This window comes from Lysobacter concretionis Ko07 = DSM 16239, from assembly GCF_000768345.1.
GTDB classification, from domain to species: Bacteria; Pseudomonadota; Gammaproteobacteria; order Xanthomonadales; family Xanthomonadaceae; genus Novilysobacter; species Novilysobacter concretionis.
In genome coordinates this window covers 19,313-31,414 of record NZ_AVPS01000002.1, presented here as the reverse complement: position 1 = coordinate 31,414, position 12,102 = coordinate 19,313, and the positions used below count along the sequence as shown (strand labels likewise).

At 64.6% G+C, this 12,102-nt stretch carries 11 protein-coding genes and 2 tRNA genes; 11 read left to right on the top strand and 2 right to left on the bottom strand.

All coding sequences use genetic code 11. The features are described 5' to 3' along the window. Nucleotides 1-79 precede the first annotated feature (79 nt). The 8 genes from N792_RS02490 to N792_RS02455 all read left to right on the top strand — a co-directional run bounded on the left by N792_RS02490 (nucleotide 80) and on the right by N792_RS02455 (nucleotide 6,769). Entirely contained in the window at nucleotides 80-580 is a 501-nt protein-coding gene (locus N792_RS02490) for a CinA family protein (RefSeq protein WP_036192510.1), read from the top strand. Nucleotides 581-629: 49 nt separating this feature from the next. Beyond that, nucleotides 630-1,328 carry a transcriptional repressor LexA gene (lexA, locus tag N792_RS02485; protein ID WP_036192508.1) on the top strand — a complete coding sequence of 233 codons (699 nt, stop codon included), beginning with the start codon at nucleotides 630-632 and terminating at the stop codon, nucleotides 1,326-1,328. Nucleotides 1,329-1,502: 174 nt separating this feature from the next. After that, entirely contained in the window at nucleotides 1,503-2,603 is a 1,101-nt protein-coding gene (gene recA / locus N792_RS02480) for a recombinase RecA (protein WP_084105320.1), read from the top strand. 65 nt (nucleotides 2,604-2,668) lie between these two features. Then, the gene (gene recX, locus N792_RS02475) at nucleotides 2,669-3,175 is read left to right on the top strand and encodes a recombination regulator RecX (protein WP_036192524.1); all 507 of its coding nucleotides are present in this window, start codon (nucleotides 2,669-2,671) and stop codon (nucleotides 3,173-3,175) included. Nucleotides 3,176-3,381: 206 nt separating this feature from the next. Continuing rightward, a complete protein-coding gene (gene alaS, locus N792_RS02470) occupies nucleotides 3,382-6,027 on the top strand; it encodes an alanine--tRNA ligase (RefSeq protein WP_036192506.1) in 2,646 nt (881 codons plus the stop codon). Between the two features lie 134 nt (nucleotides 6,028-6,161). After that, complete coding sequence (gene csrA / locus N792_RS02465) at nucleotides 6,162-6,365, top strand: carbon storage regulator CsrA (RefSeq protein ID WP_036192505.1); 204 nt, start codon at nucleotides 6,162-6,164, stop codon at nucleotides 6,363-6,365. A gap of 64 nt (nucleotides 6,366-6,429) precedes the next feature. Then, a tRNA-Ser gene (locus tag N792_RS02460) sits at nucleotides 6,430-6,521 on the top strand. Between the two features lie 171 nt (nucleotides 6,522-6,692). Then, a tRNA-Arg gene (locus N792_RS02455) sits at nucleotides 6,693-6,769 on the top strand. Nucleotides 6,770-6,908: 139 nt separating this feature from the next. Here N792_RS02455 and N792_RS02450 read toward each other — a convergent pair. Continuing rightward, on the bottom strand, nucleotides 6,909-7,646 hold the full coding sequence (locus N792_RS02450) for a TIGR04325 family methyltransferase (RefSeq protein ID WP_191150510.1): 738 nt from the start codon (nucleotides 7,644-7,646) through the stop codon (nucleotides 6,909-6,911). 318 nt (nucleotides 7,647-7,964) lie between these two features. Between N792_RS02450 and N792_RS14155 the strand changes: the two genes are divergently transcribed. Then, the gene (locus N792_RS14155) at nucleotides 7,965-8,705 is read left to right on the top strand and encodes a 4'-phosphopantetheinyl transferase family protein (protein WP_052103333.1); all 741 of its coding nucleotides are present in this window, start codon (nucleotides 7,965-7,967) and stop codon (nucleotides 8,703-8,705) included. Between the two features lie 106 nt (nucleotides 8,706-8,811). After that, entirely contained in the window at nucleotides 8,812-10,206 is a 1,395-nt protein-coding gene (locus N792_RS02440) for a TIGR03013 family XrtA/PEP-CTERM system glycosyltransferase (RefSeq protein ID WP_036192503.1), read from the top strand. 13 nt (nucleotides 10,207-10,219) lie between these two features. Here the strand turns inward: N792_RS02440 and N792_RS02435 are convergent, their stop codons facing one another. Continuing rightward, nucleotides 10,220-10,936 (bottom strand): J domain-containing protein, encoded by a 717-nt coding sequence (locus N792_RS02435; protein WP_036192501.1) that lies wholly within the window; start codon nucleotides 10,934-10,936, stop codon nucleotides 10,220-10,222. Nucleotides 10,937-11,104: 168 nt separating this feature from the next. Between N792_RS02435 and N792_RS02430 the strand changes: the two genes are divergently transcribed. Continuing rightward, complete coding sequence (locus N792_RS02430; protein ID WP_084105316.1) at nucleotides 11,105-12,070, top strand: cupin-like domain-containing protein; 966 nt, start codon at nucleotides 11,105-11,107, stop codon at nucleotides 12,068-12,070. Nucleotides 12,071-12,102: the final 32 nt, after the last annotated feature.

The window sequence follows — 12,102 nt, the reverse complement described above, 5'->3', positions numbered from 1 at the left end:
CCCTGCCGGTGTTGCCGGCGGGCGGATTCCTTCGGCCGATCGCCAGCAGGCGGCAGGGGCGGGGCGGTATAGTCCGCCGATGAGCAAAGACGTCTCCGATACCGCGCTGCAGCGCCTCGCCGGGCAGGTCGCCAAGGCCGCCCTCCAGCACCATCACCGCCTGGTGACCGCCGAGAGTTGCACCGGCGGCTGGATCGCCAAGACCCTGACCGACATCCCCGGCTCCTCGGAGTGGTTCGAGTGCGGCATGGCGGCCTACAGCTACGAGGCCAAGCAGGCGATGCTCGGCGTGCAGGCCAGTACCCTGGAAGAACACGGCGCGGTCAGCCGGGAAACCGCGATAGAAATGGTGTCCGGTGCGCTGGTGCACTCCGGCGGCAGCCTCGCGGTGGCGGTGACCGGTATCGCCGGGCCGGGGGGCGGGACCGAGGACAAGCCGGTGGGGACGGTCTGGATCGCCTGGAAGCGCCGGGGCGGATATCCCACTGCGCTGGTGTTCCATTTCGATGGTGACCGCGAGGCTGTGCGTCGCCAGACCGTCGCGGCGGCGCTGCATGGACTGCTGGACCTGGCCGCCTGATTGCAGTGAGCTTGCATCGAGATGAAAGTTGTTAGTAGTATTACTACTAATGAGCGCATTGACCGACACCCAGCAAGCCATCCTCGCCCTGATCGGCGAACGCCTCGCGATCGAAGGCGTGCCGCCGTCGCAGACCGAGATCGCCCGCGCGATGGGGTTTTCGGGCGTGCGGGCGGCGCAATACCACCTGGAAGCACTGGAAGAGGCGGGCGCCATCCGCCGGATCCCGGGCAAGGCGCGCGGCATCCGCCTGCTGCGTGCCGCACAGACGGAGCCCCCGATATCGCTGGACTCCCTGCCGGACGCTGCGGAACCGGCATCCGGCGACGAGGTTGAAGCCGGGACGACACGGGAGTCGGAAGACGCATTGCGTTTGCCGATTCTCGGCCGCGTGGCTGCAGGCTCGCCGATCGGTGCGGACGCGGGCGCGGACGACTACGTGCTGCTCGATCGCAACATCTTTTTCCCGTCGCCGGACTACCTGCTCAAGGTGCAGGGCGACTCGATGCGCGATGAAGGCATCTTCGATGGCGACCTGATCGGCGTGCATCGCACTCCGGAGGCGCGCAGTGGGCAGATCGTGGTGGCGCGCATCGACGACGAGATCACCGTCAAACTGCTGAAGATCGGCAAGGACCGCATCCGCCTGCTGCCACGCAATCCCGATTATCAGCCCATCGATGTCCAGCCCGACCAGGACTTCGCGATCGAAGGCCTGTACTGCGGACTGGTACGTCGTGGCCGTTGAGCGCCACGTTCTTCCGACCCGCGGGGTGGGGTATTCCGATCCCCGTCCGCGAATCCGGCCGATACCCGGCGGCAATCGTCGCGCCTAATTTCTTACCCGGATCCCGGTCGCAACCTGTGCGACAGGCCCAAACTACTCTGGATGCACTCACCGATGGCTACAAGGAAAACCCCAATGGACGAGAACAAGAAGCGCGCTCTTTCCGCGGCTTTGGGCCAGATCGAAAAGCAGTTCGGCAAGGGTTCGGTCATGCGCATGGGCGATCGCGTGGTCGAAGCCGCCGAAGTGATCGGTACCGGCTCACTGATGCTCGATATCGCCTTGGGCATTGGCGGCTTGCCCAAGGGACGCGTGGTCGAGATCTACGGCCCGGAATCCTCCGGCAAGACCACCCTGACCCTGCAGGCGATCGCCCAGTGCCAGAAGAATGGCGGCACGGCGGCCTTCATCGATGCCGAGCATGCGCTCGACCCGATCTATGCCGCCAAGCTGGGGGTCAACGTCGACGACCTGCTGCTCTCCCAGCCGGATACCGGCGAGCAGGCCCTGGAAATTGCCGACATGCTGGTGCGTTCGGCCGCAGTCGACATCGTGGTGATCGACTCGGTCGCCGCACTGACCCCGCGCGCGGAGATCGAAGGTGAGATGGGCGATCAGCTGCCGGGCCTGCAGGCCCGCTTGATGAGCCAGGCGCTGCGGAAGCTGACCGGCAATATCAAGCGGTCCGGCACGCTGGTGGTGTTCATCAACCAGCTGCGGCACAAGATCGGCCAGATGATGCCGGGCCAGAGCCCCGAGGTGACCACCGGCGGCAACGCGCTGAAGTTCTATGCCTCGGTGCGCCTGGACATCCGTCGCATCGGTTCCGTCAAGAAGGGCGACGAGATCATCGGCAACCAGACCCGGATCAAGGTCGTCAAGAACAAGCTGGCACCGCCGTTCAAGCAGGTGGTCACCGAGATCCTCTATGGCGAAGGCATCTCGCGCGAAGGCGAGCTGATCGAGATGGGCATGGAAGCCAAGCTGGTCGAGCGCGCAGGCGCCTGGTACAGCATGGGCGAGGAGCGGATCGGCCAGGGCAAGGAAAATGCCCGCCAGTACCTGAAGGACAACCCGGTACTCGCCGAGCAACTGGAAGCGGAGTTGCGCAAGCGGCTGGTGCCTGTTGAAGCGGCCCCTGCTGCGGTGGATGGCGATGCCGATGATGAGTCGGACGAGGCTGTCAAAACCGGCAAGGCCGGGAAAGCCGCCAAGGCCGAAAAGCTCGAGGCCTGATCCAGCAGCTATCTGAAGCGATGCAGGACGACAGTTCCCATGATGCTGATGGGCCCGGGAGTGGCCTGTTTGATACCGACCCGGCCGCAACGCCGGGTCGGCGCCGGAAGCGCGAGCCGGCAACGCCCTTGCAGCGCGCGCTGGGCCTGCTGGTCCGGCGCGAGCATTCACGCAAGGAACTCACCCGCAAGCTGACTTCGCGGGGGCTGGACGCCCACGAGGTGGAGGCGGCGGTGGAAAAACTGGCCGACGCCGGCTGGCAGGACGACACCCGTTTTGCCGAGAGCCTGGTGCGCAACCGGGTCAGTGGCGGTTACGGCCCGCTCCATATCCGTGCCGAATTGCGTACCCATGGTCTGGACAGTGATGCGATTGCTGCTGCGCTGGAGACCTTCGAGGGCAATTGGACCGAGAACGCACGCGATCTGGTTCGTCGCCGTTATGGCGATTCGATCCCCGACGATCTGGCGCTTCGCCGCAAGGCCGCCGACATGTTGATACGCCGTGGATTCCCCGGCGAGGTGGTCCAGGAGGCCACCCGGTACGGCCCGGACGATCAGGATTTTTCTTGAGACCACCGGGAGGTGCAGTGCATGTCTGGCCATGCACGCAGGTCCCTCGGGTACCTGAAGCTCAAGGCGTCTGCGTGTGACGTCGAAATGGCTCCCCTGATACGCTAAGCGGCTTTCCGCAGTTGCCTCCGCTGCCGATCGTCGCCATTGTGCGGGGATCGGTGCGGCGATGGCCTGCACAGCCCTTTCGACTTCCCGTGCCAGGCATGAACGCTCCCACATTCAGCACCAACGACATCCGTCGCGACTTCCTCGAGTTCTTCCGTGAACGCGGCCACACCATCGTGCCTTCGGCGCCGCTGGTGCCCGCCAACGACCCGACCCTGCTGTTCACCAACTCCGGGATGGTCCAGTTCAAGAACGTGTTTCTTGGCAGCGAAAAGCCGGGTTTCGTGCGCGCGGCCGATGTCCAGCGCTGCCTGCGGGCAGGCGGCAAGCACAACGATCTGGACCAGGTCGGCTATACCGCTCGGCACCACACCTTCTTCGAGATGCTGGGCAACTGGTCGTTTGGCGACTACTTCAAGCACGACGCGATCCGCTGGGCCTGGCAGTTGCTGACCGAGGTCTGGCAGCTTCCTGCCGAGCGTCTGCTGGTCACCGTGTATGACACCGACGATGAGGCGTACGGAATCTGGCGTGACGAGATCGGCGTGCCTGCCGAGCGGATCGTCCGGATCGGCGACAACAAGGGCGCGCCGTACGCCTCGGATAATTTCTGGCAGATGGCCGACACCGGCCCCTGCGGCCCGTGTACGGAGATCTTCTACGACCACGGCGAGCAGCACTTCGGTGGTCCGCCGGGCTCAGCCGATGAGGACGGCGATCGCTACATCGAGATCTGGAACCTGGTGTTCATGCAGTTCGACCGCCAGCCCGACGGCAGCCTCGCGCCGCTGCCGGCGCCGTGCGTCGACACCGGGATGGGCCTGGAGCGGCTGGCCGCGATCCTGCAGGGCAAGCACGGCAATTACGAGATCGATATCTTCCAGCACCTGATCGCAGCGGCGGCCCGGCTCACCGGCACCGGCGATATCGACAACAAATCGTTGCGCGTGATCGCCGACCATATCCGCGCCTGCAGCTTCCTGATCGCCGATGGCGTGCTGCCGTCCAATGAGGGGCGCGGCTACGTGTTGCGCCGGATCATCCGCCGTGCCCTGCGTCATGGCTGGATGCTGGGCCAGAAGCAGCCGTTCTTCCATCGCATGCTCGATCCGTTGATCGACGTCATGGGCGAGCCGTATCCCGAGCTGGTCGAAAAGCGCGAGTTGATCGCTCGCGCCTTGCTGGCCGAGGAAGAGCGTTTTGCCGAGACGCTCGATTCGGGGATGCGCATTTTTGACGAGGTCGCCGCGCGATCCGACGGCACGATTCCCGGCGCCGACGCCTTCCGGCTGTACGACACCTACGGTTTTCCGGTCGATCTGACCGCCGACATCGCCCGTGAGCGCGGATTGTCGATCGAGATGGCCGGCTTCGATGCCGCGATGGCGCACCAGAGGGAAACCGCGCGCGCCGCCGGCAAGTTCGGCAATGCCACCACGATGCCGGCGGAACTGGCCGCGCAGCTCGCACCAACCGGATTCCTCGGCTACGACCGTCTCGATGAGGGCGGGCTGACCGTGGCGGCGCTGCTCAGGGATGGCCGGCCCGTGGACAGGATCGAGGCAGGCGACGAGGCCGTGGTCATCCTGGACCGCACCCCGTTCTATGCCGAGAGCGGTGGCCAGGTCGGGGATGCCGGTGCGCTGGAGGGCGAGGACTGTCGCTTCGCCGTGCGCGACACGCTCAAGTTCGCCGGGCAGTTCCACGGACATCTGGGCACGCTGGAAAGCGGCGTTCTCCAGCGCGGGGATCGGGTGTCCGGGTCGGTCGACCGTGCTCGCCGCGGCGCCACCGTGTTGAACCATTCCGCCACCCACCTGCTGCATGCCGCGCTGCGCAGTGTGCTGGGCACCCATGTCGTCCAGAAGGGCTCGCTGGTGGCACCGGAGCGTCTGCGCTTCGACTTCTCCCACTTCCAGCCACTGACCAGGGCAGAACTCGCCGAGATCGAACGCCGCGTCAACGCGGAGATCCGCGGCAACCACGAGGCGGAAGTCCACCAGATGGAGATGCAGGAAGCGCTGGATTTCGGCGCCATGGCGTTGTTCGGTGAAAAGTACGGTGACCGGGTGCGCGTGTTGCGCATGGGAGCCACCTCGACCGAGCTGTGCGGCGGTACCCATGTGGCGCGCACCGGCGATATCGGGGTCTTCAAGATCGTGTCCGAAGGCGGCGTTTCGGCCGGCGTTCGCCGTATCGAGGCGTTGACCGGGCAGGGCGCGCTGGACTTCATCAGTGGCGAGGAGCAGCGCCTGGAAGAGGCGGCCCATCTGCTGGGTGGCAGCGTCCCGGATGTGCCCGACAAGGTGCGTCATCTGCTGGAGCGGCAGAAAAAGCTCGAGCGCGAACTCGATGCACTCAAGGCCAAGGCGGCATCCGGTGCGACCGCGGATCTGGCCGGCTCGGCGATCGAGGTGGCGGGAATCAAGGTGCTGGCGGCCCGGCTGGAAGGCTTCGATGCCAGGGCATTGCGCGATGCGCTCGATCGCCTCAAACAACAGCTTGGCGATGCGGTGATCGTGTTGGCTGGCGCCAACGATGGCAAGGTTGCACTCGTGGCCGGTGTCAGCGGCGCGGCGACGGGCAAAGCCAAGGCCGGGGAACTTATCGGGCACGTGGCGCGTCAGATCAATGGCAAGGGCGGTGGCCGGGCGGACATGGCGCAAGGCGGCGGCGATGACAGTCCGAATCTGGTGGACGTTCTTGCCGGAGTTGCCGATTGGGTCGGGCAGCGGCTTGGCTGACCGGACCATGACTTCCTTCGCTTGTGGCGGTTGTCCGGACAGGTTGATAATCGCCGTTCAACGGGTTGGAAGTGCTTCCGGCCGGCCGGAAGCACAAACGCTGGCGCACTGCGTTGGCAAAAGGAGAATTTACAATGCTTATCCTGACGCGTCGCGTCGGTGAGACCCTGATGATCGGCGACTCGGTGACTGTCACCGTGCTCGGCGTCAAGGGCAACCAGGTACGTATCGGCATCACTGCGCCCAAAGACGTAGCCGTGCACCGCGAGGAGATCTACCAGCGCATCCAGCGTGGTGAAGAAGCAGGCGACACCGCAGAAAAAGGCACGGCAGACTGACAAAAGGTTTGCCGCGGAGCAGATGAGCCGTTATGCTTCCCGCCCGCATCGTTCAGAGTGTTGCGGAGAGTTGCCCGAGTGGCTGAAGGGGCTCCCCTGCTAAGGGAGTATGGGGGTTAAACTCCATCGAGGGTTCGAATCCCTCACTCTCCGCCAGTTTGCGTCGGCGTCGAGTCGGGAGGACCGGACTCAGCGCCAGTTGTAGACCACCTTCGGGTGGTTTTGTCTTGCAGGCCATCGCGTGATCGGGATGGCTCGAACGAGGCAACAGCGGTACCGGAAAAGGTTTGACGGATCTGCAATTGCTCGTCATAATTCTCCGACTGCGCGCCCGTAGCTCAGCTGGATAGAGCACCAGGCTACGAACTTGGGGGTCGGAGGTTCGAATCCTTCCGGGCGCACCACACAAAACACAAAGGCCGATGAGTGGACACTCATCGGCCTTTGTGTTTTGTGTGGCTTCCATCGGAACGGTGATGCCGCTCATTCGCAATGAAATGGAGCATAGGCGCGACGGGGCTTGGTCGTCCTTGCAGGTCGCCGTCAGGCCAGCGCCGATTCGTGCCGGAAGTAGAAGCCGTAGTAGCGATCGATGCTGTAGTCGGGTTCGAACGGGAGCCGCAACTGGCGTTCGAATGATTCCCATCGGTCAATGACGGAATAGCCGAGTGCCTGCATGTCGGCGATGAACCTTGGTACGGCGCTGATCCGATACGGACAGATGGCCGTCCCCAGGTTCTGCAAGGTGAAATAGCTTCGTTCCGGATGCATGGGGGTCAGGTTGACCAGCACGTGGAGCGGTGGTCTGCGCAGGCGTTCAAGCAGCTCCGCCAGGCTGTAGTCGAGGTACTGCAACGCTCCGCTGGACATCAGTACATCGCAGCCATTGGCATCGTCACGGGATCCGCAAAAGCCCAGCTGTCCCGATGGGTCATGGGAGTTTGCCCATCGGTGGCCGGCATCCATCACGCTTGGCATGTCATGCACGAGCCAGCGCATGTCGGCGGGATATTCGAGGTAATGCCGAAAGCCGTAATAGCTGATGCCGATGTGCCCACCGAGATCAAACACCCGGCGATGGCCAGCGGCCAGGAGCCGGGACAGCCAGTGGAGCAATGGATAGTCGCTGACCCGCACCTGATCGAGGCGATCGTGGTACAGCTCGCTGGACGCCGCGTTGTCATAGCTGCTCGGCAGTACTGCGGGTGCATGCGCCAGCGCCTGTTGATAGGTCGGATATACCCCCAGGTAGGCATTGCCACTGCGGCTGCGGCGGAACATGCGGCGGTAGATGGGCTTGGCGATCAGGCGGATGCCGGGAAGTTCCGCGCTGTCATTGGCGATCCGTCGGAGGTTCCTGCCGAGGTGGCTGGCTGGATGGTCGACCATTGTCGTTGTGGGTCCATTGCTCCTGGTTGCAGGTTGTTACGTGTTTTTTCCCCTGGCCCGGTCACCGTCGGTTGATCGGTCGCGATCCGGTGTCCGACTGCTGCGCGGCACCGCGTTGTCTGGATTGGGCATTGACGACGAGACGTTGGGGGATGCATGTCGCGGTCGGGAACGGTGGAAGGGATCGGCAGGCTTGCCGGTTCCAGACGGATGGACCTGCGTGCGGCCTTCCGGGAGGCTTTGCCGTCACCCGGATGGCCAGCCTCGTCCCATTCGCAGGTCGCCGTCGCGCTGTTCGAGTTGGCCGAGTGGCGATCATGGCTGGCGGATGCGGCTGGATTGCTTGATGTGGCCGACACCGCGCGTGCTATGCGGCAGCGAAACGCGGCCCACCGGGACGATCTCGTGTTGACGTATGCGCTGCACCGGTTGCTGCTGGGTGCGCGGATTGGCGTGGATGCCGTGGCGGTGCCGCTCGTGCGCGATGCGTTGGGTTGTCCACGTTTGAGGGATTCTCCAGTGCACACCAGCTTGAGCCATTCCGGAAGATGGGCTGCGGTCGCGGTAACGGCCGCGGGTCCGGTGGGCGTCGACATGGAGCCGGTCGATCGTCGTGCGGTGATGCCGGGGATCGCCGAGCGCCTATGCCATCCGAGCGAGCTTGCGGCTCTGGCGGCGCTTGCCCCGTCCGAGCGCGCCACCGCGTTGCTGGAGTTGTGGGTGCGCAAGGAGGCGCTCCTGAAGGCGGCGGGTGTCGGGATGGCGCGCGAGATGGACACGTTCTGTGCGCCCGATGACAGCGTCCAGCAGTTGTCGCCGCCGGAACCGGTAGAGACGCGACTGCGAATGCTTGGCATGGGGCCGGACGTCGTCGTGGCGGTGGCTGCGCCGCCGCAGGCCGACGTCGAGTGTGTCTGGCTGCGGCCGCGTATGGAGGCGGGTGCGGCTTGAGCGGCCGGAAGTAGGCGTTACGCGCGTTTGATAGTCCGGAAGACCGGTGGTCGTGGTAGCTGGACGACAGGGTCGGACGTGCGTTGGAAGACCGGCGGGAAGTCAGATGAAACGTCATATTTCAAGCTTGAAGAATCGTGCCGCTCTGTGGCTGTGGCTGCTGGAGTTGCTCTTGTTGATGTTGGCCGTGGCAGCGGCAGCTTGGCTGCGCTTCATGCAGGACTCCGACTCCTATCTGTTCTTCGTCGGCACCGCGCCAATCCGCATCCTGGTGGTTGCGGTATTCATCACCACGGCGATGGCGGCATTCGGGTTGTACCAGGTGCATGTGCGGCACAACCGCATGGATTTTTTCCTGCGCTTGCTGCTGTCCTTCGCGTTCGGGGGCATCGGGTTGTTGGTGCTGTACTACCTGGTTCCGTCTGCCTATATCGGTCGTGGTGTGCTGGCTTTGGCATTGATGTTGGGATGGGTGGTTGTGTTCCTCCTGCGCCTGGCTATGCAGCACCTGGGGCATTCGGAGAAATTCCGGCGCCGTGTGCTGGTGCTCGGAGCCGGGCAAAACGCGGACCTGATCAACAGCCGCTTGCGGCGCCGTAGCGATCGCAGGTCTTTTTCCCTGATGGGCTTCGTGGCGGTACCCGGACAACCGGTGTTGGTTCCCAACGCGTTGTCGTTGGAACCGGGAGTCGGGTTGGCCGATCTCGCGCAACGGCTGCAGGTCCACGAGATCGTGGTGGCCCTGGATGAGCGCCGCGGCGGTTTGCCGATGGAAGCGATGCTGGAGTGCATCCAGCGCGGCATCGACATGACTGATTTGTCGACCTTCTTCGAGCGCGAAGCCGGCGTGGTCAGCTTGAGCATTGCCGATCCGTCCTGGCTCGTGTTTTCCGGTGGCTTCGACCATTCGATGCCGCGCCGTCTGAGCAAGCGTCTTTTCGACCTCGTGGCGGCATCCGCGCTGCTGCTGGTAGCGTGGCCGGCGATGGTGGTGGTAGCGGCATGCGTGTGGTGGGAGTCGGGTTTGCCGATCCTCTACCGACAGACGCGGGTGGGCGAGGACGGCCGGTCGTTCGAGCTGGTGAAGTTCCGCAGCATGCGCAACGACGCGGAAAAGGACGGTGTCGCCCGCTGGGCCGCCGCCGACGATGACCGCAGTACCCGGGTGGGGCGTTTCATCCGCATGACCCGACTCGATGAGTTGCCGCAGCTATTCAATGTCCTGCGCGGCGAGATGAGCTTTGTCGGCCCGCGTCCGGAGCGGCCGCAGTTTGTGGATGTGTTGAGCCAGGACATCCGCTATTACAGCGTCCGCCATTGCATGAAGCCGGGCCTGACGGGGTGGGCGCAGCTGCGCTACCCCTATGGCGCGTCGGTCCGCGATGCGGAGGAGAAGCTCAAGTTCGATCTGTTCTATGTCAAGAACCATGGCCTGCTGTTCGACCTGATGATCCTGCTGCAGACGGTGGAGGTCGTGCTGTTCCGGCGTGGAGCGCGCTGACAGCGCTGCGGTTCTATTGGGAAGCTGCGTCTTGCGCTGACCGGTCCGGCGACGGGGTTGCGGTATCCAGGCGGCGCAGCGGCGAGCTGTGCCAATCCACCAGTCGGCCGTCAGCAAACCGGAGCCAGGAGGGCCCGTAGTCCCAGCGATCGCCATTCACGCTTACCGGCTTGCCCTGGATGGCCAGCACGCTGGCCGGGTCCATCCCCAGTTCGAGTTGCGGGCGACTCTGCACGCTGGTGGCGCCATCGATGGCCGCCGGGGAGGTCGTCGGAAAATCTTTTGTGGCAACTGCCTGCATGGCTGTCTCGGCCCGCCAATCCCACGACAAGGCCAGCACGGTGACGGTGGCGACCAGCAGGGAAGCAAACAGCAGAGGTCGTTGTGGATGCGGCTCGGTAGCGCTGGAGGACCGCCGGTTTCCGGGTTCCGGGCCGGTATCGTCCGCCGCTGCGTTTGAACAGGTAGCCCCTGCAGTCGGGCGGCTCAGCGCCGCGGGTCGGGATCGCGCACCGGGCAGGCGGCCGTGTCGCCGATGGAATCGGGTGGCCGTCGTGTACAGGCGGATCAACTCGGTGAGCTCGTCGTCAGTTTCAGGTCCGCCGATTGCGGGGCCTTTGTCGGGATGCAGCTTGCCGATGCGCAAGCGGTAGGCGCGCTTGAACTCGGCCAGCGTGCAGTCCGGTCTCAGACCGAGACGAGAGTAGAGCAGGGCGAAATCGCCTTTCATTGTGTCCCCCGCTTTTGGGAAGCCATCCTAGCTTTTTCGACGATGGATTTTCACGTTGGAACGGATGGCGCAACGCCACGGCCAATGGCCGCGGCATGGGCTGGTACGCGTTGTTGTCAGTAGCCGGTTCCCTGGAGCCGCGACCTGACAAGCAGTGGGGGACACCAGATGTCTGCGGCCAGTGTGGAAATGACGCCGGATGAAAAAAAGACGTGGCGCGCTCCGATGATGGCGGTCGAGATCGACAAGGCCTCGTTCGACCCGTGGCGCATCCAGCCGGTCCGGCATTCGCTGGTTGGCCATCCATTGCTGCAGCCGGCGGCGCTGGTCGCGTTGGGTGAGCGTCTTGAGGTTCGAGGCAGCATCCGCACCCACGGCAACGACGCCACGGCCGGTACTTCCTTTGGCGATGCGCCATCGGCACATCCCAACAGATTGTCGGCGGCACAGACCCTGGGCGCGATCCAGGACGCCAAAGCCTGGATGTCGTTGCTCAATGTCCAGGTGGATCCCCTGTACCGGGTGCTGGTGGGCGACGTGCTGGATGGTGTCCAGGCCCGGGTCGGGCATCGCGATCCGGGCATGTGCTACCGCGCCGGCTGGATCTTCGTGACCTCCCCACGCACGGTGACGCCGTTCCACTTCGACAAAGAGCACAACTTCATCCTGCAGGTCAGCGGCAAGAAGCGCATCTACGTGTGGGACCACACCGATACCGTCGTCGCCAGCGAGCAGGCCCGCGACCGCTTCCACCACACCCACGGCCGCGAACTGCTGGCCTGGCGCGAGGAGTTCCGCGAGCGGGCCCATGTCTTCGACCTGCTGCCGGGCGAAGGCGCGTACATGCCGTCCACCAGCCCGCACATGGTCGAGACCGGGGACGAGCCGTCCATCACGATCAGCTTCACGTACTACACCGACGCGACCCGGCGCGACGCGCTGTTGCACAAGACCCATGAGCTGGTACGCCGGTTCGGCATCGCTCCGCCGCCGGTGGGGCGGCTGCCGGCGCTGGATGCGGTGACCCACGCCGGCATTGCCGCGTTGGTCGGCATCCGCGGAGTCGCCCGGCAAGTCGCCGGCCGGCCAGTGCATCCCGGCAACTTGCGCTTTGCCGGAGTCCCCTTGACGTGAAACCGGTGATGGCCCGATGAGGGCGGCGAGGT

Excerpts from the sequence above, each read along its gene's own strand:
- N792_RS14155 (WP_052103333.1), top strand. The coding sequence starts at position 7,965 with ATGGACCTGCGTGCGGCCTTCCGGGAGGCTTTGCCGTCACCCGGATGG.
- N792_RS02450 (WP_191150510.1), bottom strand. The coding sequence starts at position 7,646 with ATGTTCCGCCGCAGCCGCAGTGGCAATGCCTACCTGGGGGTATATCCG.
- alaS (WP_036192506.1), top strand. The coding sequence starts at position 3,382 with ATGAACGCTCCCACATTCAGCACCAACGACATCCGTCGCGACTTCCTC.
- N792_RS02440 (WP_036192503.1), top strand. The coding sequence starts at position 8,812 with ATGAAACGTCATATTTCAAGCTTGAAGAATCGTGCCGCTCTGTGGCTG.
- csrA (WP_036192505.1), top strand. The coding sequence starts at position 6,162 with ATGCTTATCCTGACGCGTCGCGTCGGTGAGACCCTGATGATCGGCGAC.
- N792_RS02430 (WP_084105316.1), top strand. The coding sequence starts at position 11,105 with ATGTCTGCGGCCAGTGTGGAAATGACGCCGGATGAAAAAAAGACGTGG.
- N792_RS02490 (WP_036192510.1), top strand. The coding sequence starts at position 80 with ATGAGCAAAGACGTCTCCGATACCGCGCTGCAGCGCCTCGCCGGGCAG.
- lexA (WP_036192508.1), top strand. The coding sequence starts at position 630 with ATGAGCGCATTGACCGACACCCAGCAAGCCATCCTCGCCCTGATCGGC.
- N792_RS02435 (WP_036192501.1), bottom strand. The coding sequence starts at position 10,936 with ATGAAAGGCGATTTCGCCCTGCTCTACTCTCGTCTCGGTCTGAGACCG.
- recA (WP_084105320.1), top strand. The coding sequence starts at position 1,503 with ATGGACGAGAACAAGAAGCGCGCTCTTTCCGCGGCTTTGGGCCAGATC.